Annotated in this window: 18 protein-coding genes; 7 read left to right on the plus strand and 11 right to left on the minus strand. The window is 71.7% G+C overall.

All coding sequences use genetic code 11. The features are described 5' to 3' along the window. Entirely contained in the window at positions 1-930 is a 930-nt protein-coding gene (locus FRCN3DRAFT_RS49385; protein WP_007515489.1) for a hypothetical protein, read from the minus strand. 243 nt (positions 931-1,173) lie between these two features. Here FRCN3DRAFT_RS49385 and FRCN3DRAFT_RS0211505 point away from each other — a divergent pair, with 243 nt between their 5' ends. Next, entirely contained in the window at positions 1,174-1,596 is a 423-nt protein-coding gene (locus tag FRCN3DRAFT_RS0211505) for a globin domain-containing protein (protein ID WP_007515488.1), read from the plus strand. Here FRCN3DRAFT_RS0211505 and FRCN3DRAFT_RS44005 read toward each other — a convergent pair. The 4 genes from FRCN3DRAFT_RS44005 to FRCN3DRAFT_RS0211525 form a co-directional block, all read right to left on the minus strand. Continuing rightward, entirely contained in the window at positions 1,544-4,327 is a 2,784-nt protein-coding gene (locus FRCN3DRAFT_RS44005; protein ID WP_007515487.1) for a LuxR C-terminal-related transcriptional regulator, read from the minus strand. The two genes, FRCN3DRAFT_RS0211505 and FRCN3DRAFT_RS44005, sit on opposite strands and share 53 nt — an antisense overlap. Positions 4,328-4,590: 263 nt before the next feature. Beyond that, on the minus strand, positions 4,591-5,394 hold the full coding sequence (locus FRCN3DRAFT_RS0211515) for an amino acid ABC transporter ATP-binding protein (RefSeq protein ID WP_007515486.1): 804 nt from the start codon (positions 5,392-5,394) through the stop codon (positions 4,591-4,593). Next, a complete protein-coding gene (locus tag FRCN3DRAFT_RS0211520) occupies positions 5,387-6,223 on the minus strand; it encodes an amino acid ABC transporter permease (RefSeq protein WP_007515485.1) in 837 nt (278 codons plus the stop codon). The genes FRCN3DRAFT_RS0211515 and FRCN3DRAFT_RS0211520 overlap by 8 nt, the downstream gene beginning before the upstream one ends. Positions 6,224-6,383: 160 nt before the next feature. Beyond that, positions 6,384-7,250 carry an ABC transporter substrate-binding protein gene (locus tag FRCN3DRAFT_RS0211525; RefSeq protein WP_027140480.1) on the minus strand — a complete coding sequence of 289 codons (867 nt, stop codon included), beginning with the start codon at positions 7,248-7,250 and terminating at the stop codon, positions 6,384-6,386. Positions 7,251-7,719: 469 nt separating this feature from the next. Between FRCN3DRAFT_RS0211525 and FRCN3DRAFT_RS0211530 the strand changes: the two genes are divergently transcribed. Continuing rightward, positions 7,720-8,628 carry a hypothetical protein gene (locus FRCN3DRAFT_RS0211530; protein WP_007515481.1) on the plus strand — a complete coding sequence of 303 codons (909 nt, stop codon included), beginning with the start codon at positions 7,720-7,722 and terminating at the stop codon, positions 8,626-8,628. 293 nt (positions 8,629-8,921) lie between these two features. Here the strand turns inward: FRCN3DRAFT_RS0211530 and eutC are convergent, their stop codons facing one another. The 3 genes from eutC to FRCN3DRAFT_RS0211545 form a co-directional block, all read right to left on the minus strand. Further along, on the minus strand, positions 8,922-9,797 hold the full coding sequence (gene eutC, locus FRCN3DRAFT_RS44010) for an ethanolamine ammonia-lyase subunit EutC (RefSeq protein WP_083401769.1): 876 nt from the start codon (positions 9,795-9,797) through the stop codon (positions 8,922-8,924). A 59-nt stretch (positions 9,798-9,856) separates the two neighbouring features. Continuing rightward, complete coding sequence (gene eutB / locus FRCN3DRAFT_RS0211540) at positions 9,857-11,299, minus strand: ethanolamine ammonia-lyase subunit EutB (RefSeq protein WP_007515479.1); 1,443 nt, start codon at positions 11,297-11,299, stop codon at positions 9,857-9,859. A 196-nt stretch (positions 11,300-11,495) separates the two neighbouring features. Further along, positions 11,496-13,130: an APC family permease gene (locus tag FRCN3DRAFT_RS0211545; RefSeq protein WP_007515478.1), complete on the minus strand. Its 1,635-nt coding sequence runs from the start codon at positions 13,128-13,130 to the stop codon at positions 11,496-11,498. A 196-nt stretch (positions 13,131-13,326) separates the two neighbouring features. On the opposite strand from FRCN3DRAFT_RS0211545, the gene FRCN3DRAFT_RS0211550 reads away from it, so the two are divergent. The 4 genes from FRCN3DRAFT_RS0211550 to FRCN3DRAFT_RS0211565 are packed head-to-tail and all read left to right on the plus strand — an operon-like array spanning position 13,327 to position 17,449. After that, entirely contained in the window at positions 13,327-14,748 is a 1,422-nt protein-coding gene (locus FRCN3DRAFT_RS0211550) for a class-III pyridoxal-phosphate-dependent aminotransferase (protein WP_007515477.1), read from the plus strand. Between the two features lie 14 nt (positions 14,749-14,762). After that, complete coding sequence (locus FRCN3DRAFT_RS0211555; RefSeq protein WP_007515476.1) at positions 14,763-15,860, plus strand: phosphotransferase enzyme family protein; 1,098 nt, start codon at positions 14,763-14,765, stop codon at positions 15,858-15,860. Beyond that, positions 15,861-16,643: a 3-oxoacyl-ACP reductase FabG gene (gene fabG / locus FRCN3DRAFT_RS0211560; RefSeq protein WP_007515475.1), complete on the plus strand. Its 783-nt coding sequence runs from the start codon at positions 15,861-15,863 to the stop codon at positions 16,641-16,643. Between the two features lie 44 nt (positions 16,644-16,687). Continuing rightward, positions 16,688-17,449 carry a GntR family transcriptional regulator gene (locus FRCN3DRAFT_RS0211565; RefSeq protein ID WP_007515474.1) on the plus strand — a complete coding sequence of 254 codons (762 nt, stop codon included), beginning with the start codon at positions 16,688-16,690 and terminating at the stop codon, positions 17,447-17,449. Between the two features lie 42 nt (positions 17,450-17,491). Here the strand turns inward: FRCN3DRAFT_RS0211565 and FRCN3DRAFT_RS44015 are convergent, their stop codons facing one another. The 3 genes from FRCN3DRAFT_RS44015 to FRCN3DRAFT_RS44020 all read right to left on the minus strand — a co-directional run bounded on the left by FRCN3DRAFT_RS44015 (position 17,492) and on the right by FRCN3DRAFT_RS44020 (position 20,754). Beyond that, complete coding sequence (locus tag FRCN3DRAFT_RS44015) at positions 17,492-17,995, minus strand: nuclear transport factor 2 family protein (RefSeq protein WP_007515473.1); 504 nt, start codon at positions 17,993-17,995, stop codon at positions 17,492-17,494. Between the two features lie 34 nt (positions 17,996-18,029). Further along, positions 18,030-18,908 carry an LLM class F420-dependent oxidoreductase gene (locus FRCN3DRAFT_RS0211575; RefSeq protein ID WP_007515472.1) on the minus strand — a complete coding sequence of 293 codons (879 nt, stop codon included), beginning with the start codon at positions 18,906-18,908 and terminating at the stop codon, positions 18,030-18,032. Between the two features lie 247 nt (positions 18,909-19,155). Then, complete coding sequence (locus FRCN3DRAFT_RS44020) at positions 19,156-20,754, minus strand: MFS transporter (protein WP_007515471.1); 1,599 nt, start codon at positions 20,752-20,754, stop codon at positions 19,156-19,158. A 146-nt stretch (positions 20,755-20,900) separates the two neighbouring features. Here FRCN3DRAFT_RS44020 and FRCN3DRAFT_RS0211585 point away from each other — a divergent pair, with 146 nt between their 5' ends. Continuing rightward, a complete protein-coding gene (locus FRCN3DRAFT_RS0211585; RefSeq protein ID WP_007515470.1) occupies positions 20,901-21,980 on the plus strand; it encodes an Lrp/AsnC family transcriptional regulator in 1,080 nt (359 codons plus the stop codon). The last annotated feature ends 132 nt before the right edge of the window (positions 21,981-22,112 follow it).

Genomic DNA, 22,112 nt, shown 5'->3' on the forward strand with positions numbered 1-22,112 from the left:
TCAGATATCGGCGCAGACCGCCTGCGCGATGACCGACCAGGCAGGTCCGACCCCGGCCGAACCTCTGAGGTTGCTCGCGCCGAACTCGGAAACCCGCTGGTTGGCCAGCGGCGCGACCTTGGTCAACAAGACCCGACGGTCGCCGCCGACGATCGAGCCAAAGGAACCGAGTACCTGCTTGCCCGGCGAGCAGCCCACGGCGTTGGTGGCGGAGGCGTTGGCGGACCCGGCGGGGACCTCGAGCGGCGCCGCCGTGCGCAGCTCGAGGCCAGGGGGCGCGTCGGCGCACAGGGCGTACGCGGAGAGGTGCCACTGGAGGTTATATCCCAGCGGGCCCGAGCTCGCGTGCGCCGTCACACTGGTGAGGCCTGGGTCCGGCGTGATCTGATCGATGATCACCACTGACCAGCTGATGTCGATCGAGGCACCGCCGCCGACGACCCTCTGCCCGGGCGGACACGTCGCGGTGACGGACTTGTCTTCGAAGTGGCTGTCATTGACATTCTCGACCAGGTGGAGGTTCGGCAGCGGGTCCGCGCAGATCGCGTACGCGGTCACCGACCACTGGGCGGTCTTGCTGCCGTCCCTGGGCGTCGCGCTGGTGGTTGCACCCAAGCCCGAGGGCAGGGGTTTGATCTCCTCGAGGAGGACCTGCCCGGGCGCGCCCTTGGCCTCTGCCCCCGCGCCGAGCACCTGCTTGCCCGGAGGGCAGTTCGCGGTCGCGTGAATGTCCCTGTGTTCACGGTTGGCATCGGCGAGGGTGTCGACCGCGGTGACGTGGACCAGGCCGGGAACGGCCGAGGCGGAGTCGGCGAGTATCCCGGCGAGCATTGCGGGTATGGCCAGCACCACGATCGCCCTGGCCAGAATTCCCTTGCGCGGCCTGCGCGGCCTGCGCGGCTCTGCGGTAGCCGTCGGATTTGGTTCCATGTCGGGTCTCCTCGGTGGACGAATACCTGGATGCGGACCGCCGGCGCGCGGCGTGTCGCCGGTCGGTTTCATCTGCCTCACCGGCGGTCCGTCGACGTCCATGCTGTGGACCGGCCGTCGAATGCCGCTGAGTAGCGACTACTCAGATCCGTCTGACGGCTGCCTGACCAGCCGTGTTCGGTCGCACCGGGTCGGAGGCCGCTACGGTGGACGGGTCGACGCCGCGCCGGTGAAGGGACCGCCATGACCCCCGAGCAGGTCACGCTGGTCGAGGAGTCCTGGACGTTCGTCGCACCCGGGCTGGACGGCGTCGCCGCGGGGTTCTACCGGCGCCTGTTCGCCGCGGACCCGACCCTCGTCGGAATGTTCGGCACCGATCTGGCGGCACAGCGGGCCAGGTTCGTCACGGAGCTCGAGCAGATCATCTTCTCGATCCGGCGGCACGACGTCTTTCTGGGGCGCGCTCGACCGCTCGGTGTGCGGCACAAAGGGTACGGGGTGCGCCCGGTGCACTATCGCATCGCCGGGACGGCGCTGTTGGGCACGCTCGCCGAGGCGCTGGGAGAGCGGTGGAACAGTGAGCTCGAAAAGGCCTGGCGGCTGGCCTACGACGTCACCGCGGAGGCGCTGTTGATGGGCGCCGCCGACGCGGTGCGGACGCAGTGACCGGCGGACCGGCAACGAAGCCTGCCGCGGAACCGGCTATGGAACCGGCCGACGAAATCACCGCCGGCGGCTGACCGTCGTCCGCACCGGGGTTTCCCGCCGTTCGGCCCAGCTCCGCCGCGAGTTCGCGTCGGCCGGCAATTCCGAGTTTGCCGTAGACGTTCCGCAGATGATTGTCGACGGTGCGCGTGGAAACGAACAGGTGGCCGGCGATCTGACGGCTGCTCTGTCCGCGCGAGGCGAGCATGGCGATCTCCCGCTCCCGTGGCGTCAGCGGTTCGACCGCCAGCGTGGCCACCAGACCCGGGGTACGAGCGCCTTCGCACCTGCCAGCGAGCAGGGCCGCGCGGGCGCGGTTCGCGACGGCGGCACGTGGCTCGCCGAGGCGCAGGTAGGCATGAGAGGCGGCGGTAGCGGCCTCGGCGGCGTAAAGGAGCGCGCCGATCGCCTCGAACCGGTCGGCCGCCTCGGTCAGCAGTGCCGGGTCGTGGGTCGCGGCGCCGCGGGCGTGGACGGCGTAGGCGGGGCCGAACGCCCCCTCGCCGCCGTCGGCCAGTTCCCGCAGCCGGCCGTGCACCCGGGCCGCGTCCCCGAGCCGGGCCGCGTCGTGCAGCAGCCAGGCCTCGGAGGTGTGGTGACCAGTGCCGGCCGCCCGGTCCGCCGCGGCCAGCAGCACCCGGCGCGCCTGCGCGAGGTCGCCGCGGGCCACCGCGGCCCACGCGCGGCCGATCTCCTGGTCCACAGCCAGGTGGCCGGCGAACTCCAGGGCATCGAGGTCGTCGACGGCAGCCCGGGCGGCCGGTTCGTCGCCGAGCCAGGCCGCCGCGACCGCCGCTCCGGCCAGCACCAGCCGGCGTGGGCCGACGAACGGATGGTCGCAGCACAGCGCGTCGGCCTCGGCGAACCACCGCCAGGCGGTCGCGGCGCCCCCCGCGAGCAGGGCGCACCGGCCCCGGTTCAGGGCGAACCAGATCCGGCCGATCGGCGATCGGTCCCGGGTGGCCAGCTCGTAGCCGGTGCGGGCCACCTCGGTCGCCTCGGCGAGCCGGCCCGATTCCGCCAACGCGTACACCTGGCAGACCAGGTGCGTTCCCGGATGCGGAATGGCGACGTCGTCGCCGAGCTCGGCGTGGTCGGCGAAGCCGCGCCCGGCGACGGCGACGGCCTGCTCGCACCGACCCGTCATGGCCAGTGCCGGTGCCTCGGCGAGTGCCCGCAGGACCCGGGTGCGCGGCTCGGCGTCGCCCGCGAGCAGCTCCACCACGCGCAACGCCTCGCCGGGTCGACCGGCCGTCACCAGGGCTCGGGCCTCACCGGCGAGCAGCTCGGCGCGTCCGGCGGCGTCGCGCAGGCCGCACCTGGCGGCCCGGTTGACCTCGATCGCCACGGCTGGTCGCAGCAGGCCCGTGAGCAGGTTCTGGGTCCTTGCCGCGACGACGCGCACCACGTCCCGTTCAGCCACCACGCCCGACTGGGCGGCGGCCAGCACCGTTTCCGCCTCGGCCGCGGATCCCAGCTCACTCAGCGCCTCGCCGAGCAACAGATACGCCTGCGCCTGCGCCTCGATCGGTCCGACCCGTTCGCCGTGCTCGAGCAGTGCCGCCCGGGCGAGACGTTCCGCCTGCCGGAAGTCATGACCGAAACGGGCCAGCCTCGCCCCCGCGACGAGCAGCTCCGGATCCGCGGTGCCGTCGGCGTCGAGCCGCCAGGACGCGATCCGGAGCGGATCCTGCCCGCGGCGTGCGCCGTACCGCTCCACCCGTTCCGCGTGGCGGCGCAGCAGGCGCCGCCGGGTCAGCCGAGGCATGCGGTCGCGCAGCACCTCGCCGTACAGCGGATGAGCGAGCACGGCCTCGTGCCGTCGGCCGTCGACCCGCACCACCAGCAGCCCGGTCCGCTCCAGCGCCTCCACGTCCGCCGCCCCGGCCTCCTCCTCGAGATCGCTCACCCCGACCGGTTCCGCCAACGCGAGCAGTTCCAACGCCGTCACCGCGGATCCGGCCACCCCGTCCAGCCGGCTCCCGATCAGCTCCGCCAGCCGCGTCGTGCTCGTCAGCGGCCCGGTCAACCGCCACACCCCACCGTGCTGTACCAGGGTTCCCGACGCCTGCGCGCCGAGCACCAGCTCGCGGGAGAACAGCATGTTCCCGAGCGCCACCGACCAGATGTCGGCGGCGGTGCTCGCATCCACCGGCCCGCCGAGAACCATGTGCAGCAGGGTGTCCATGGCGTCCCGAGAAAAGTCGGTGAGGTCGACGCGCAGCACCTGCTCGCTGCTCCACAGCCCCGCGAGCACGTCGGCCAGCGGTCTGTCCGACCGCACCGTCCCGATCAGGAACACCGCATTGGCTTCGACGAGCTGTGCGAGCAGGATCGCGGACGCGGCATCCAGGAAATGCAGGTCGTCAACCAACAACACCGGCCGCTCGTCATTGCCGCGGGAGCGGAAGGCTTCCACCGCCGAGGCCCAGCCGGCGGGCGGGTCGAGCTGGCGTCGGCCGTCGGCCACCCCTGTCGGAAGCAGATGCGCCAGAGCGCCGAGTGGCACGGCGCTGGCGGTCGCGCTGCCTTTCGCCCGGATCGTCACCCGTCCTGCCGCCTCGGCGGCCGCCGTGCACTCGTCGGCCAACCGGGTCTTGCCCACACCCGCCGGGCCACAGACGAGCATTCCGCGCCAGCCGGCCCCGGTGAGCGCGGCGGTGAAGAGTTCACGTTCGTCATGACGGCCCACGAACGGCCAACGATCGGCGGCCCGATCGGTCCTGTCTTCCGTACCGGGAAATGACCGACCGCCGATGCTTCCGATCACCTGGCTCACGGTAGTGAGCAGCCGTAGGCGGAGCAATGACAAGCCCCCGACAGGTCCGGCCGACGAAACTCATCCAACCCGGCATCCGGACGATCGGATTCGCGTCGAACAACCGCGAAGATTGTCGCCTCGTCGCACCGGGGAAATTCCCGGCGGGCGGTTGGCCGATTGGTTGTTCGGAGGGCTCAGCGGGCCCAGAGGCGGGAGAGGAACTGGCGGGTGCGGGGCTCGGTCGGGTCGTCGAGGACCTGGGCGGGGGTGCCGCGTTCGGCGACGGCGCCGGCGTCCAGGAAGAGGACCTCGTCGGCGATCTCGCGGGCGAAGGCCATCTCGTGGGTGGCGATCACCATCGGGACACCGTCGCGTTTCAGCTCGCCGACGAGGCCGAGGACCTCGCCGACCAGCTCGGGGTCGAGCGCGGAGGTGATCTCGTCGAGCAGCAGCAGCGTGGGGTCGGTGGCCAGCGCGCGGACGATCGCGAGGCGCTGCTGCTGGCCGCCGGAGAGCCGGTCCGGGTAGACGTCGAGCTTGTCGGCCAGCCCGATGCGGGTGAGCAGCTCGCGGGCGCGTTCGCGCGCCTGCGCCCGAGGCCGGCGGTGGACCTGGACCGGGGCGAGGGTGACGTTGTCCAGCACGGTCATGTGCGGGAACAGGTTGTACGCCTGGAAGACGACGCCGATCCGGCGGCGCACTCGGTCGACGTTGGCCCGCGGGTCCGTGATCTCCTCGCCGGTCAGGTGGATGTCGCCGTCGTCGACGGTCTCCAGCAGGTTCAGGCAGCGCAGCAGCGTGGACTTGCCCGAGCCGCTGCCGCCGATCAGCACGACCGCCTGGCCGGGGAACAGGTCGAAGCTGATGTCGCGCAGCACGACCGTCGCGCCGTAGGCCTTGCGCAGCCCGCGTACGGACAGCACCGGTGTGTCAGGGGCCGCGCCGGGGCTCGGCTTCTCGGGCGGCTTCGTGGTCGGTCCGGCCGTCGGCTCAGCCACGGTGGTCGGCTCCTCGGCGGCGGGCGGAGCGGGCCGCCAGGTGGTCGGTGACGCGGGTCAGCGGAATCGTGACCGCGAGGAACAGCAGGCCGGCGAGGACATAGGGCGAGTAGTTGAAATGGGTGGAGGTGGCGATCTGCGCCGCCCGCACCGCGTCCACCACGCCGAGGACGGACACCAGGCCGGAGTCCTTCTGCAGGCTGATCGCGTCGTTGAGCAGCGGCGGCACGACCCGGCGCAGCGCCTGCGGCAGCACGACGAACCGCATCGTCTTCGCGTAGGTCAGCCCGAGCGACCGGCCGGCGGCGACCTGGCTGGGATGCACCGACTCGATGCCCGCCCGGATCACCTCGGCGACATACGCGGAGTAGGTGAGCACCAGCGCTATCCCGCCGAGCACCACCGGGTCGCGGGGCATTCCCTTCAGCCGCAGCGCGGGCAGGCCGAAGCCGACCAGATACAGCACGAGGATCACCGGCAGCCCGCGGAAGAGGTCGGTGTAGGCGGCGACGAGAAACCGTACGGGAAAGAACACCGGACCGGAAAGGGTGCGCAGCAGCGCCAGCAACAGTCCGCACACTCCGGCGGCCGCCGCGCACAGCACGAACAGCTTCAGGTTGACGAGCAGGCCGTGGGCGACCGCCGGCCAGGCGTCGGCCATCTCCGAGGCGGAGAAGAACCGCTGCCGGACCAGCGGCCAGCCCGAGCTGCCGCCGACGGCGACGACGGCCACCGCCGCCACCGCGAGCGTGCTGACCGCGGCGACCAGCACGGACCTGCGCCGCGCCCGCCGCCGGTACCGCTCGCGGGCCAGCTGTCGGTCACTCACGACCCAGCCGCCCGCCGCCGGCGAGGCGGACCTCGACAGGTTGCCGCGCCCGCGTCGCCCGGCCCCGGGCCCCCGGCGTGGGGGCTCCGGGTCCGGGCCGGGGCGTGATTCGACGACGCTCACCGAAAAACAGCTATCCGATCGCCGTTACTCGTCGTCGTTACTTCAGGACCGGCGCGCCGGCCGCGGCCAGGTACTGGTCGGCGAGCTTGGCCAGCTCGCCGCCGGAGGACAGCTTCGCCAGCGCCGCGTTGACGTCCTTGACCAGCGGGTTGCCCTTCTCGAACAGCAGGCCGAACTGCTCGGGCGCACCAGTCGACGGGAACTGGCCGACGATGACCGAGTTCTCGATCTCCGCCGCGGTCAGGTAGAAGCCGGTCGGCAGGTCGACGACGATGCCGTCGATCTGGCCGTTCTCCAATGCGCTCTTCGCGTCGTTGACGGTGTTGAAGACGGCCGCCGGCGACGACGGCTTCACGAGCTGGTTGATGGCGTCGAGGCTCGTCGTACCGACGGGGGCGCCGAGCTTGGCGTCCTTGAGGTCGGCGAGGGACTTCGCTCCGGCGATCTTGCTGGACTTCAGCGAGACGATCGCCTGCGCGACGGTGTAGTAGCCGTCGCTGAAGTCGACGGCCTGCTTGCGCTCGTCGGTGATGGAGATCTGGTTGATGTCGAAGTCGAAGTCCTTCGCGCCGGGCGCGAACGACTTGTCGAACGGCTCGGTGACCCACTTCACCTGATCCTTGGTGAAGCCCAGCTGCCCGGCGACCGCGTAGGCGACCGCGCTCTCGAAGCCCAGGCCGTTCTTCGGGTCGTTGTTCGAGAACCAGGGGTCGTAGGCGGGGGAGTCGGTGCCGATCGTCAGCTGCCCGGGCGTCACGAGGTGCAGCGCGGCGATGCCGGTCGCGCCCGGCGACGGCGAGGCCGCCGCGTCCGAGCTGTCATCGGACGCGCAGGCGGACAGCGTGAGCGCGGCGGCAGCCGTGGCCGCGACGGCGAGCGTGGCGAGCCGGCGAGGGCGCGTCATCCAAGGGCGGTGCATGCAACTGCCTTCCGAGCGGAGAACGGAATCGAGACATCGCGCGAGACGACCGAGAGATCGCGCGAGACGACGCTGTCCCGCCTTGGCGTCACGGATGGGGGAATGGGCGGTCCGCCGGCACGGCGGACGGCCTACTCGGGTGGTCGGGCGCGCTCTAACAGAGACAGGACGCGGTCAGCGCGACATCCACGTGCCACCGCCGCGTCAGCGCCCACCCCGCCACCATGCCGCCAGACTAGCGCCACCTCGGACAGAACATGCCCAGTCGTCGCAACCACGACCGGCAGACTGTTCGGCTGATCGGGCCGCCGAGGCGGCGACGCGAGCCAGGGCATCCCGCCGAGTCGGCCGCGCCGCCTGGACACGCGCCGCCGGAATGTCCCGTTGGCCCTTTCTCGATCAGTCCGGTACTGTCGGGTCAGTCACTGACTGACCCGACAGGGATGAGCGAGCTATGCCGAGTGGTGAGCACGAATCGGCGGTGGCGGCCTTCGCCGCCTTTCCGGACGCGACGGCGGCGTTGCTGGACCGAACGTTCCACATCGGCCTGCCGAGGCACGATGACGCCCACCGGGGCCCCGCGACGTTCCAGAAGCTCGCACCGACCAGCTACCACGCTGACAACACCCTGGTGTTCACCCGCGCCGGCAAGCGGGTGTACGCCCTCGTCATCGAGGTGCAGCGCCGATGGGTGCCGGGCAAATGGCGGGCGTGGAAGTACTACGCGACCTCCCTCGAGCAGGAGCTGGACGTCGGCGTGCTCCTCGCGGTCTTCTGCCCGGAGGCCGGAGACGCCGAGAGATACCGCGGCATGGCCGGTACGGACAGGTTCAGCGTGCGGCTGTGGCCCTGTCTCCTGAGCCTGGACGACCTGCCTTTGGTGGAGGACTCGGCGCAGGCCAGGGCGAATCTCTCGCTGGCCGCGCTGTCGTTGATCTGCCACGGCGGCGACGACCCGGCGACGCTCGTACCCGCGTTCGCCGCGCTGTACGACGGGATGCACCACGCTGACCAGGAGGTCTCCCGCAAGATCTGTGACATGTTGCTGGTCGCGCTGTCGAAGGCAGCGCGGGACCTATGGGAGGAACATATGACCGTGGTCGACTCCGAGTACCGCAGCGAGCTCTTCCGCGAGCTCGAGGCGAGGGGCAAGACCGAGGGCAAGGCCGAGGGCAAGGCCGACTCCGTGCTGAGGGTCCTGAGCCGGCGCGGTGTCCCCGTTCCGGCCGCGGTGGAGGAGCAGATCCGCGCCTGCGCCGATCTCGACCTGCTGGACACCTGGCTGGACCGGGCTCTGACCGCTATCAGCGCCGAAGACGTCGTCGGCGAGCCGAGCCCCGAGGTGGGGCGTGTTGAGCTCTAGCGACGGGCGGTCCGGGCTCGACGACAATTCCCTTCAGGAAACCTACTTCGACGGCTTCGCGCGGGGATGGAGCCGCGGCTGGCTCACGGGCCGGGCCGGGCCGGGCAGAAGACAGAAAGGAGGGGCAGCTTGACCTTCTGTCCGCGGCGGTTCTGGATGCGCTCGCGGTTCGGGAATTTCCGGTGCCGGCGGCTGACCTCGACCGGATTAGTGAATGTGGCGATCTCTATGAGCTTGCCGCGTGGCTGCGTCGGGCATTGAACGCGACCAGCATCGAAGACGTCATGAGCTATTCAACGTGGTCCCGTGGGGAGGGCAGCCGGGGTGCTGGGGTCTTCCTTGACGAGGACGCCTGAGGTACCTGTGGCGCGCATCGCCGTGGCCAGGGCGAGGATCCGGGTGACGGCCTGAGGAATGCCGACGCCGCGGGTGTGGATGTTGGAGATCAGGTTGCGGTCGGCGTCGGTGTGGCTCGCGCGCGGGCGCCAGGCCAGGTAGGCGCTCAGGCTCTCGGCGGTGACCAGGCCGGGGCGTTCGCCGATGAGGAGCACGACCACGGCCGGGTCCAGAAGCTCGCCGATCTCGTTGAGCAGGCCGACGCGGGCGTTGCGGACGGCGAAGACCTGACCCACGCTCCATTCGGCCTCGCGGGCAGCGTCGAGCAGGGCCGGTAGCAGGGCGGGGACCTGGGCGTCCACGGCCGCGACGGACAGGCCGTCGCCGATGACGACCTGCAGGTCGGCGCCGGGCGGGCACCGGCGGGCGACCTGGGCGCGGCCCTCGGGGGACAGCCGCCGGCCGAGGTCGGGCCGGCGCAGGTAGGTCGCCCGGTCGGGCGCGGCCGAGCCGACGGCGAACAGGCCGAACCGGCCGACCAGCGAGGCGAGCGGGCCGGTCTCCAGGTCGAGCGCGGCGTGGACGGCGTCCTGGGCGGCGGCGTGGTCGGCGCGCAGCGCGAGCTGGTCGGCGGTACGCAGCGACGTGCCCGAACGGCCGAGGAACAGCCTGGCCGGGGTCACCGCCCGCACCCGGCTCTCGAAGGCGGCCGGGCCGGGGTTCGGGCGGCCGGTGACCGTGGGCGGGATGGGTGGTTCCGCGGAACCACCGCCGGCGGAGGCGGAGGCGGAAGCCGAGGTCGTCGGGCCGGCTCCGGCCGTGGGCTCGGGCATGGCCGTGGGCTCGGGTACGGCCATGGGTTCGGGTACGGCTATCGGTTCGGGCATCGTGGTCACCGGCCGCTGGTCAGCGCGCGGGTGGGGGCGGGGACGTCGAGGACGGCCTTGTCGAGGCCGGCGAGCAGCGCGGCGGCGACGTCCGGGTCGGGATCGGCGAGGCGGCCACCCCGAACCAGGCCGCGGTCGTGCAGCCAGGCGGTGTACTCCGGCGTCGCGGACAGGCCGAAAAGGTCACGCATGCCGGCCGCGTCGTGGTAGCTCGTCGACTGGTAGGAGAGCATCACGTCGTCCGCGCCCGGAACGCCCATCACGAAGTTGCAGCCGGCGGCGACCAGCAGGACGAGCAGGTCGTCGTTGGTGTTCTGGTCGGCGTCGACGTGGTTGGTGTAGCAGACGTCGATGCCCATCGGCAGGCCGAGCAGCTTTCCGATGAAATGGTCCTCCAGGCCGGCGCGAGTGATCTGGCGGGCGTCGGCGAGGTACTCCGGCCCGATGAACCCGACGACGGAGTTCACCAGGAAAGGCTGGTAGGCGCGGGCGACGCCGTGCGCCCGGGCCTCCACGGTGAGCTGGTCGAGGCCGCCGTGCGCGTCGGCGGAAAGGGCGCTGCCCTGTCCGGTCTCGAAGTACATGACGTTGTCGCCGACGAACTCGCCGGACCGGTCGCGGTGGTGCGCGAGCACCGCCTCCCGGCCCTCGGCGAGCATCTCCAGGCTGATCCCGAACGAGCGGTTCGCCGCCTCCGTCCCGGCGATCGACTGGAACAGCAGGTCGACGGGCGCGCCGGTGGCGAGCGCCGCGAGCTGGGTGGTGATGTGGGCGAGCACGCAGGTCTGCGTGGGCAGCGAGAGCCGGCGGATCAGGCTCTGCAGGCCGTGCAGCACCGCGCCGACACTGGCGACGGACTCGTTCACCGGATTGACGCCGAGGACGGCGTCGCCGCAGCCGTAGAGAATGCCGTCGAGCGCGGAAAGAAGAATGCCCTCGACGTCGTCGGTCGGATGGTTCGGCTGGACGCGCACGCCCAGCACGCCCGCCTCGCCCATGGTGTTGCGGCAGCGGGTGACGGTGCGCAGCGGCTTCGCGCCGACGATGAGGTCCTTGTCGCTCATGAGTTTCGCGACGGCCGCCGCCATCTCCGGGGTGATGGCGCTCGCGAACCCGCCGGCCGACCACGCGTCGGCGAAGCCGGGGGAGAGGACCAGCTCGCGGAACTCCCCGACGGTGCGGCTCGCGAGCCCCGCGTCGGCGAACGCCGCGACATCGTGCTCGCGCAGGATGAGCTCGGTGACGGCGTCGTCGAGCAGCGGGGTGGCGAGAATGTCGCCCAGGCGCACGTCGGCGAGCGCGAGCTTCGCCGCGACCCGCTCGGTGGCGGAGCCAGCGGCGATCCCGGCGAGCTGGTCGCCGGACTTCTCCTCGTTCGCGCTCGCGAGCAGCGCCGCGAGGTCGGGGAAGACGTAGCTGGTGCCCCGTACCGTCGCCCGGAACGTCATCGGCCGCCCACCTTTCTTGCCGCCACGCCCTGCCGTCGCGGCACTGTCTCGCCTCGTCGTTCCGCTTCGTCCTGGGAGCGGGATGTCGGCAGTAGTCCGACGCGGCCCGGCTCGGCTGGCGCCCCCAACGAGATCGTGGCGGGCGCCGGCCGAGCCGGAACCGCGTGTCGGGACCCTGCGCCCGGGATGGACCTGGCTAGACGGCTGCCTCGCCGGCGGGCTGGGCGGGGATGGCGCCGGCCGGTGGCAGGGCGCCCTCGGGCTCCCGCTCGTGGCTTTCCTCCATGACCATCCGCCCGATCGTCGCGTACTTCTCCGGGTTCCGGAACCGGATCCCGAGCGCCACCGCGAGACCGATCACGAACACGCCGAGCGCGATATACGGCGATGCCTTGAACACCGGGCTGTCGGAGGCGGCGCCGGCGGCGAAGTCGAGGTTCTGGAACAGCAGGATGATGACGTAGATCTGCAGGGCGGCGCCGAGGATCGGCGCGACCAGCGTCCGCCACCAGGAGGCCGTCTCCGGGTGCATCTTGCGGACGTGGAAGTAGCCGATGACGGCGATCGACGAGATGGACTGCACGAACAGCAGCGCCATCGTGCCGAGAATCGCCATCAGGCCGTACAGGTACACGTACGGGACGTCCGAGACCGTGTCGGTCGGCTTCTGCAGGAAGTAGAACAGCAGCACGATGACGAGGGTGATCGCGGTCTGGACGACCGAGGAGACGTGCGGCGAGCCGTGCTTCTTGTGGGACGCGCCGAGCGACTTCGTCAGCCCGCTCGACAGGCCCTCCCGGCCGATCGCGTACAGGTAGCGCGAGGCGGCGTTGTGGAACGCCAGCGCGCAGGCGAACGAGCCGGTCACCGTCATGACCTTGTAGAGGTCGACGAAGAACGAACCGAGCAGGTCGCCGGTGGGCGTGTAGAACAGCGAGAACGCGTCCGTGCGGGAGACGTCGACGGCGCCGGTCTTGCCGGAGTACGCGACCGCCATCCAGGAGACGAACGTGTAGAAGACGCCGAGGCCGATGACGGCGATCATCGTCGCCCGGGGGACGATCTTCTTCGGGTCCCTCGACTCCTCGCCGTAGACCGCGGTCGTCTCGAAGCCGACCCAGGACCACAGGGCGAAGAAGATGCCGAGGCCGGCGACGCCGACGATGGCGCCGTCGGAGCTGGCGGGCACCGACTTGAACGCGCCGACCGGGTTGATGGCGTCGGGGAGCAGGCCGTCGGGGCCGCCACCGGTGAAGAGCACGCCGAACGACATGACCAGCAGCAGGATGACCTCGGTGACGAGGAAGACGCCCAGGATCTTGCCGGAGATCGCGATGTTGAAGTAGCCGAGCACCGCGATGACCGCGATGCTGACCAGTGCGTACCAGACCCAGGAGACCGACGGCGCGCTGAACACCGTCTCCATCGTCGTCTTCGCGAACGACGAGAGGATGCCGATCAGCGAGCCCTCGAAGACGATGTAGCACATCGTCGCGAGGAAGCCGGAGGCCATGCCGGCGGCCTGGCCGAGGCCCTGGGAGATGAAGCCGTAGAACGCGCCCGTCGCGGTGATGTGTTTCGTCATCGCGACGTACCCGACGGAGAAGATCGTCAGAATGATGGTGGCGACCAGGAACGCCGCCGGGCCGTGGATGCCGTCGCCGTAACCGACGGCGATCGGCAGGTTGCCGGTCATCGCGGTGATCGGTGCGGCGTTGGCCGTCACCATGAACAGGACCCCGAAGAGACCGACCGTGCCCGGCCTGAGCCGCTGCACGCCGCTGGTGCCGGCGGCGGCTACTGGAGCCGCGGCCTCACTCTGCACGCTCACCTTGTGGCTACCTCCCGCTGTGCGCGGCCGCTGCGGCGGCTGGCGCGTATCGGGGCGATCGTGGCCCCTGAACAGGGGGCGCCACAAGGCGGGGCCAGACCTTTTCACACGCCGAAACAGGCCACAACGTGGCGGAAACGTAAACGGTACGTACCTTTACCAGACCACTGGCCCGGGGCCACGCTACGGTCGACCCGTGGGCAACCGTGACAGCGCCGCGGGCACCGCCGCGGACCCCAGTGATCCCGCCAGCAACCCCCTCGGCGGTCCCGTCAGCGGGGCCGCCGCGACCGCCCCTGGCGCGGCCCGTGACGATCTCGTCGACCGGCTGCTGGCCACCCCGAAGGTGGATGTGCTCGCCGCGAGCGAGCGCTACTGGAACCCGAGCAAGACGAGGTTCTGGACCGACGCCGGCACCCCGCTCGTGATCGGCGAGCGCGCGGGCTACCTGCTGCACGACCTCGACGGCAACACCCTCGTCGACGTCCACCTCAACGGCGGCACCTACAACCTCGGCCATCGCAACCCCGAGGTCGTCGCGACGCTCGTCGCCGCGCTCGCGCACCTCGACATCGGCAACCACCACTTCGCCGCGCTCGGCCGTGCGGCGCTGTCCGAGGCGCTGGTCACCTCCGGGCCGATCCCGGACGGCAAGGTCACGTTCGGCAGCGGCGGCGGCGAGGCGGTCGACATCGCGCTGAAGTCCGCCCGCTACGCGACCGGCCGCCGCAAGATCGTGTCCGCGATCGGCGCGTTCCACGGCCACACCGGCCTCGCCGTCGCCACCGGCGACGACCGCTACGCCGAGCGCTTCCTCGCCGGCCGCCCCGATGAGGTCATCCGGGTCCCGTTCAACGATCTCGACGCGATGGCGGCCGCGCTGGCCGGGGGCGACGTCGCCGCGGTGCTGCTGGAGACGATTCCGGCTACCTCCGGTTTCGTCATGCCCGAGCCCGGCTACCTCGCCGCCGTCGCCAAGCTGTGCGCCGACGCCGGCACGCTCTACGTCGCGGACGAGGTGCAGACGGGCCTCGGCCGCACCGGCGAGCTGTGGGGCATCACCAAGCACGGCGTCACGCCCGACATCCTGGTGACCGGCAAGGGCCTCTCAGGCGGGATCTACCCGGTGGCGGCGACGATCCTCGGCCCGGCCGCCGCCGGCTGGCTGGAGGAGGACGGCTTCGCGCACATCTCCACGTTCGGCGGCTCGGACCTGGGCTGCGTGGTCGCCCTGCGCACCCTGGAGATCACCCAGCGGCCGGCGACGCGGGACCGGGTCGACACGCTGATCAAGACGTTCACCGAGGGCCTCACCGGCATCGCCGCGGACAACCCGGACTGGCTGGTCGAGATCCGCCAGGACGGCCTGGTCATCGGTCTGCGCTTCGACCACCCGCAGGGTGCCCGGTTCGTCTCCCGCCGTCTCTACGAGCACGGCGTCTGGGCGATATTCTCCGCCCTCGACCCGCGGGTGCTGCAGTTCAAGCCGGGCCTGCTGCTGTCCGACGAGCTGGCGGCCGACCTGCTCGAACGCACGGCCACGGCGGTCCGGCTGGCGCACCAGGACGCGCTGTCCGGAGTGGACCTGGCACCCGACCAGGCCACCGTGAGCAGGTGACCGAGTAGATGACGATGACCGATCCGGCGGCCGCCGGGGACACCGCGGCGGACGTCTCCGTCACCGGCGAGCTGGAGGCGCTGGAGGCGCTGCTGCCGGAGGTGCTGGCCGCCTACGACCTCGGCGCGCGCCCGGAGGTGTCGCTGCTGAACCTGTCGGAGAACGCCACCTACCGGGTCGACGACCCGGCGAGCGGGCGGCGGTTCGCGCTTCGGCTGCACCGCCCCGGCTACCACGGGCCGGCCGAGATCCACGGCGAGCTGGCCTGGGTCGCGGCGCTGCGTGCCGACGGCGTCGTGCGGACCCCGCCGGTGATCCCGAACCGGGCCGGCGAGGTGCTCACCACGGTGCGCCCGCCGGGCGTCGGTGACCGGCAGGCGGTGCTGTTCGCCTGGGTCGACGGCCGGCCGCCGGAGCCGGACGACACCGCCGAACTGGTCGCTTCCTTCGCCACCCTGGGCGACATCGCAGGCCGGATGCAGCTGCATGCCCGCGGCTGGGGCCGGCCGCCGGGCTTCGCCCGGTTCGAGTGGAGCCTGCCGACGACCATCGGCCCGGACGGCCGCTGGGGCGACTGGCGCAGCGGCCTGGCCTGGGCGCTCGCCGGCGGTGGCGACGCCCGGCCGTCCCGGGCCGGCGCGCCCGCGGCCGAGCGTGAGCTGATGACCCGAGCCGCCGTGACCGTCGAGGGACTGGTCGACCAGTTCGGCGCCGGCCCGGACAGGTACGGCCTGATCCATGCCGACATGCGGCTGGCGAACCTCATGGTCACCGCCGACGACGCGATCACCGTCATCGACTTCGACGACTGCGGATTCAGCTGGTACCTGTTTGACCTCGCCGCGGCGCTGTCGTTCATCGAGCACCATCCGGCGATGCCCGACCTGGTCGCCGCGTGGCTCGCGGCCTACCGCCGCCACGTCCCGCTGACGGCCGACGACGTGGCCATGGTGTCGACGTTCGTCCTGCTGCGCCGGCTGCAGCTGACCGCGTGGCTGGGCACCCACCCGCACGCCGACGCCGTCGACGACGTCACGGCGTTCGCCCACGCGAGCCTCGACCTCGCCGACCGCTACCTCACCGGAACTCTGCTGCCCAAGGGGATCGCCTAGATGTTCACGCCCGTCGAGGGACGCACGGTCGTCGTCACCGGTGGCACCCGGGGAATCGGGAAGGGCATCGCCCGGGTGTTCGCCGGGGCCGGCGCGAACGTCGTCATCACCGGCCGGGACGCCACCGTCGCCGAGGCGGCGGCGGCCGAGCTCGCCAAGACGGCCAGCGGCACGGTCTCGTTCGTCGCCGCGGACGTGGCGTCGGCCGCCGACACCGCGCGGCTGGCCGCCGAGGTGCTGGAGCGCCACGGCAGCGTCGACGTCGTCTGCGCCAATGCCGGCATCTTCCCGAGCGCCCCGCTGGCGACGATGACCGAGGGCGACATCGACGAGATGCTCGGCACGAACGTCAAGGGAGCGATCCTCACCGTCCAGGCGTTCCTGCCGGCGCTGAAGGCGTCCGGCCACGGCCGGGTGCTCCTCACGTCGTCGATCACCGGCCCGCACACCGGGTATCCCGGCTGGTCGCACTACGGCGCGTCGAAGGCAGCCATGCTCGGCTTCATGCGGACGGCCGCGATCGAGCTCGCCCCGCACAAGATCACCGTCAACGCGATCCTCCCCGGCAACATCGTCACGGAGGGCCTGGCCGACCTCGGCGAGGACTACCTGCGCTCGATGGAGGCAGCCATCCCGATGCGGCGCCTCGGCGAGGTCGACGAGATCGGCCACGCGGCCCTGTTCCTCGCCACCGACGAGGCCGCGTACATCACCGGTCAGTCCCTCGTGGTCGACGGCGGCCAGATCCTTCCCGAGTCGCCCGCCGCCCTGGAAGAGATCTGAGCCCATCCTCGGGCGACGCGGCCCCTGTCGGCCAGACTGGAGCGGTGGCACTCCAGCTCGACCAGTCCGGTTCGCTCGGTCCGACCGCGGCCGACGTACGGCGCCGGCTGCGCCAGCTGGTCGTCGACGGGACCCGCGGCCCCGGGGAGCGCATCGGTGGCGAACGCGACCTCGCCGCCGCGCTCGGCGTCAGCCGCGCGACCCTGCGCCAGGCGCTGACGGCGCTGGAGCGGGAGGGCGTCATCCTGCGGGTCCGCGGCCGGGGCGGCGGCACCTTCGTCGCGCCCCGCAAGGTCGAACGGGACCTGTCCCGCATCGTCGGCGTCCCCGAGCTGTTGCGTACCCAGGGCTTCACCGCCGGCTCGCAGGTGGTGAGCGCGGCCCTGGAGCCCGCCGACGAGGCCGTCGCGGCGGCGCTGGCGCTCACCCCCGGCGACCCGGTCGCGCGGATCGTGCGGATCCGCCTCGCCGACGGCGGGCCGATCTCCCTGGAGAACGCCTGCTTCCCCGCCCGCCGCTTCCCGGGGTTGTTCAACCGGCCGCTGTCCGGCTCCCTCTACGAGCTGTTCGCCGACGAGTACGGCGTCCGCCCGGGCGAGGCGGTCGAACAGATCGAGGTGGTCGTCGCGGGCGACGAGGAGGCCGCGTTGCTGCGCACCACCGTCGGGGCCGCGCTGCTCGCCCTGCAACGCACGACCTACGACCCGGCGGGCGAGCCGTTCGAGCACTCGCACGACCTCTTCCGCGCCGACCGCATCCGCATTGTCGTAAGGTCCGCCGGCGCCACGGTCGCCACCACCCGCTGACCGGTGACGACGCGACTGCCCCGCCCGCCGGATGATCCTCCGTTATTGCTGTGGCGACACGGCGGCCAGGGTTTCGCTGTCGAGTGTGGCTTCGAGATCGGACTCCTGGTGCGGGACGGAATTGGAGCGGATTCGGGTCAGCCGCACCGACGAGATGCGCCATTTGCCGTCCGGGCAGCGAACGTAGCGCTCGTGATAGTGTCCGTAGCCCTGCGACGCGAAACCGCGTCCCGGGTCGTCGACCCAGTCGAACATGGCCCAGATTCCGGTCGCGTTGTTCTCGTCGAGGAACTCGATGTCGGGCATGTGTCCGTGGTGGACCGTGACCTTGCGTGGGTCCGAGGCCGCCAGGTAGGCCACGAGCGTGTCGGCGCCTTTAATCGTCGGCTCGGTGGCCTGCGGCGTCGTCGTGTGCTCGATATAGAGCTCGAGGTCGTCGGTGAAGACATCGCGAAACTCGTCCCAAATCCGTAGGTCCATGAATCGGAAGTACCGCGCCTTCAGCCGCTGGATCTCGTAGAGGTCCGAGAGTTGCTGTGGGTCCACGTGGGCTCCAAGGTGTTCGGGTCGGTGGTGGCTGTCAGAGCGTGGCCATGACCGTGTGCATCGCTTCGAGTTGCTCCAGATAGTGGTCGAGCGAGTGGTGGACGAACCGGAGCGAGATCGTGGTGGCGCCGGCGTCGAGCAGCGCGTGCACGGCGCCGCTCGCCTCGTCCGGCTTTCCCAGGGGGTCGATCGGGCGCGGCGGGCCGAGGATCACGTCGAGGGGTCGCTCGCGTCGCCGCCAGTCATCCGTCTTGGCCGCTGTGGCCAGCCACTCCGCCGCTGTCCGGGGTGAGACGGCGAAGGGATACCAGCCGTCGCCCAGCGCCACGGCGCGGCGCAGCGAGCGCGGCGTGCGTCCGCCGATCCACATCGGGATGTCGGTCTGCACGCCGAAAGGATCGACAATCATCTCGTCGAACTGATAGCAGGGACCGGCATAGGACGGGTGACGCCGGCCGAAGGAGGCCCGCAGCGCTCGGATCGCGTCGTCGGCGCGGGCGCCGCGGCCTTCGAACGGCAGACCCAACAGGCGGAACTCGGGTTCCAGATAGCCGACGCCGAGACCGAGGTTGAGCCGCCCACCGCAGATGCGATCGAGGGTCCCGTACCGCTTCGCGATGTCAAGCGGGTGATGGTAGCCGAGCACCAGCACCGAGGTCGTGAACCGAATGCGCGTGGTGTGGGCGGCCAGGTAGCCGAACGTGGCGAGCGGGTCCCAGTAGCGGGGCCCGGGCATACTCGCCCCCTCCGCGGGAATGGCGACGTGCTCGCTGCAGGTGAGGTAGTCGTAGCCGAGGCTGTCCGCCGCCTCGGCGATCCTGCGCACGTCATCGATCCCGCCGTCCCGCTCCCAGTCGGCATGCGCTCCCGGCACAAGAGACAGAACGGGGGTGAGAAGACCGAACTTCGTCATGGAGACGAAACCTAACGCGGCCCAGCCTTGAAGTAAATGAGTGCGCACTTACCTGCCGGCGTGCGCGCGGACCCGATCGCATCCAGCCAGACCCATCGATCTTGGCCGCGAGGTTTCCCGCGATCGAGCCTTCCCGTCGCCGGACTGACCCCGTCGGGGGCCCCGTCCGGCGTCCGCGAGGTCTCCGCGCCGGACGATCTGCCGTCAAGATCGCCGGGCTTCGCCGGATGCAACCGTGCGCGTGGGGCTACGCCGCGGGGCTGGCGGACTCGGGCGTCGCCGCGGCTGGGGCCTGGGCCAAGCGGGCGTCGGGCGCGGCGCCCGTCGGCGGGACCTGCTGGGGGACGGCGGCGAAGTCCTTGCCGCGGATGAGGACGAGGGCGAGCGCGCCGCCGACGAGCCCGAGGATGCCGGCGGTGACGAACAGGTCGTTCAGCGCGCCGGCGAAGCTGGCGTGGATCGCCTCGGTGAGGGTGCCCCGGACCGCGGCCGGCGCGGCGCCGATCGCCTGGCCCGCGGCACCGCCGTGCACCGCGTCGGCGATCTGGCTCTCGCGCCCGGCCAGCTCCGGGGTGCCGGCGAGGCGGTCGCCCAGGCCGTGCGCGAGCCGGGCCGTGAAGATCGAGCCGTAGGCGGCGGTGCCGACCGCGATGCCGACCTGGCGGAACGTGGTGTTGACGCCCGAGGCCATGCCGGAGCGGAACGGGTGCACGACGCCGACCGCGGTGGAGGCCAGCGGCGGGTTCACCAGCCCGGACCCGGCGCCGGCGACGACGAAGCCGGGGATCAGGTGGGTCCAGCTGGAGTCGGCGGTGAGGCCCGCCATCAGCAGCAGCCCGACGCCGACGAGGGCGAGGCCGGGGCCGATGAGCCAGCGGACCGGCACGAACGTCGAGAGCCGGCCGGCGATGGTGGAGACGACCATCGCGGTGGCGGACAGGATCAGTAGGCGCACGCCGGCCTGCAGCGCGGAGTAGCCCAGGTCGTTCTGCAGGTAGACCGTCAGGTAGAGCAGCATCGCGTACAGCGATCCGTTCATCGCGAACGCGGCGACGGAGCCGCCGAGGAACGTCGGGATCCGCAGCAGCGACAGGTCGAACATCGGGTGCGCCACCCGTGTCTCTGCGACGACGAACGCGACGAGGAGCAGCGCCGCCAGGACGAAGCAGACGATCACCCCGCCGTCGCCCCAGCCGTCCTCGCTGGCCCGGATCAGCCCGTAGACGAGCGCGACCAGCCCGGATGTGAGCGTCGCGAACCCGGCCCAGTCCGGCCGGTGGGACTGCGGGGCGCGTGACTCGGCCACCTTCCGCAGGGTGATCGCGATGGCGGCCACCCCGATCGGCAGGTTCACCCAGAAGATGCCGCGCCAGCTGACCCCGCTGGTGATCAGGCCGCCGAGGATGGGGCCGAGCGCCGTCGAGACGCCGGCGACCGCGCCCCACGCGCCGAACGCGACGCCGCGCTCCCGGCCGTGGAAGTTCATGGCGAGCAGCGCGAGCGAGGTGGCGAACATGATCGCCCCGCCGACGCCCTGCAGCGCGCGGGAGATGATGAGCATCATCGGCGTCTGCGCGGCCGCGCACAACGCGGAGCCGGCGGTGAAGATCCCCAGCCCGATGAGGAACAGCCGCCGGCGGCCGTACCGGTCGGCCAGCGAGCCGGACGTCAGCAGCAGCGCCGCGAGGGTGAGGGCGTAGGCGTCGACCACCCACTGCACGTCGCTGAAGCTGGTGTGCAGCTCCCGCTGGATGTCGGGCAGCGCCACCACGACGATCGTGATGTCGAGCAGCAGCATGAACGTCGCCGCCAGCACCGCGACCAGCGTCCACCATCTACGTTCCATCGACCCTCACCCATCTCCGACCGGGCGCGCCTCGCAACCTGGGCGACCTCGACGGCGGGACGTCCCGCGCCGCCGGTGCCCCACTCTGCCGAAGGTCGTCGAACGGAGGCCCCGCTGCTGGGGCGCGGTGTAGATTTCCATCCGTGATGGCGACGGCACTGCGGGAATCCGACACCTCGCGGGCCCGGAACGTGGTGACCGATCCGGACGACCTGCGGATCATCCGCGCCCTGCAGCTGGCGCCGCGGGCCCACTTCGCGCGGATCGCCGCGGTGCTCGGCCTGCCCGAACGCACGGTCGCCCGGCGCTATGGGACGCTGCGCCGGGACGGCGTCCTGCGGATCTTCGGCGTCGTCAACCCGGCCACGGCCGGCGAGCATCCGTGGAACATCCGGGTGCACTGCCGGCCCGACGGCGCCGAGGCGCTGGCCGCGGCCCTCGCGCGGCGCGACGACATCGTGTGGGTGGTCCTGGCGTCGGCGGGATCCGAGGTGGCGTTCTGCATGCGGTCCCTGTCGGCCGAGCCGCGCGACACCCTGCTGACCCGCCGGCTGCCGCGAGCGACCCACGTCCTGAACGTCGAGGCCTCCGTCGTGCTGCACACCTTCGTCGGCCAGCACTCCGACGACTGGGGCGGGCTCGCCGGTCACCTGAGCGCCGACGAGACCGCCGCGCTGCGCGCCGCCGCGACCCCGCTGGCGACCGTCGAGACGGGCGGGACCCGGCCGCTGGACCCGGTCGACGACGCGATCGCCGATGTGCTGGCCCGCGACGGCCGCGCCAGCTACGCCGAGCTGGCCGCCGCGGCGGGGATCAGCGAGGGCCGCGTGACCCGCCGGCTCGCCGCGCTCCTGCAGAGCGGCATGGTGATCATCGACATGGACCTGGCCATGCCTGCCCTGGGCCACGGCGTGAAGGCCCACCTGTACATGCGGGTCAGCCCGGCGCGGCTGCACAAGACGGGGCAGGCGCTCGCCGAGCTGCCGGAGGTCGCGTTCGCCGCAGCCCTGTCCGGCCCGCACAACCTCGTGGCCGCGGTCGTCTGCCGTGACCTGGCCGACCTTTACGCCTTCACCACCCACCGCGTCGGCCCGCTCGACGGCGTGCAGACCCTGGAGACCTCGCCGGTGTTCCGCACGGTCAAGCAGGCCGGGGCCTGGAACGACGACGGCCGCCTCCTCGATCCCCCGGCGGCCACCGGCCGATCCCGTTCCGCCGGCGCCTAGACATCCCTCGTCGCACCACCCGGGCCGCGCGGTGCGAGACCCGGGCGGGAGGGCGACTTCCTGACGTCGCGGGCGGACGGTTCGCGCTCGGTCAGCGGATCACCCGCGCTGGCCGTGAACGTTTTCAGCCAC

Source organism: Pseudofrankia saprophytica (genome assembly GCF_000235425.2).
In the GTDB taxonomy this organism is placed as follows: domain Bacteria; phylum Actinomycetota; class Actinomycetes; order Frankiales; family Frankiaceae; genus Pseudofrankia; species Pseudofrankia saprophytica.

Coding starts and splice junctions, on each gene's coding strand:
- FRCN3DRAFT_RS49385 (WP_007515489.1), bottom strand. CDS start 930: ATGGAACCAAATCCGACGGCTACCGCAGAGCCGCGCAGGCCGCGCAGG.
- FRCN3DRAFT_RS0211505 (WP_007515488.1), top strand. CDS start 1,174: ATGACCCCCGAGCAGGTCACGCTGGTCGAGGAGTCCTGGACGTTCGTC.
- FRCN3DRAFT_RS0211525 (WP_027140480.1), bottom strand. CDS start 7,250: ATGACGCGCCCTCGCCGGCTCGCCACGCTCGCCGTCGCGGCCACGGCT.
- FRCN3DRAFT_RS0211530 (WP_007515481.1), top strand. CDS start 7,720: ATGCCGAGTGGTGAGCACGAATCGGCGGTGGCGGCCTTCGCCGCCTTT.
- eutC (WP_083401769.1), bottom strand. CDS start 9,797: ATGCCCGAGCCCACGGCCGGAGCCGGCCCGACGACCTCGGCTTCCGCC.
- eutB (WP_007515479.1), bottom strand. CDS start 11,299: ATGACGTTCCGGGCGACGGTACGGGGCACCAGCTACGTCTTCCCCGAC.
- FRCN3DRAFT_RS0211555 (WP_007515476.1), top strand. CDS start 14,763: ATGACCGATCCGGCGGCCGCCGGGGACACCGCGGCGGACGTCTCCGTC.
- fabG (WP_007515475.1), top strand. CDS start 15,861: ATGTTCACGCCCGTCGAGGGACGCACGGTCGTCGTCACCGGTGGCACC.
- FRCN3DRAFT_RS0211575 (WP_007515472.1), bottom strand. CDS start 18,908: ATGACGAAGTTCGGTCTTCTCACCCCCGTTCTGTCTCTTGTGCCGGGA.
- FRCN3DRAFT_RS44020 (WP_007515471.1), bottom strand. CDS start 20,754: ATGGAACGTAGATGGTGGACGCTGGTCGCGGTGCTGGCGGCGACGTTC.
- FRCN3DRAFT_RS0211585 (WP_007515470.1), top strand. CDS start 20,901: ATGGCGACGGCACTGCGGGAATCCGACACCTCGCGGGCCCGGAACGTG.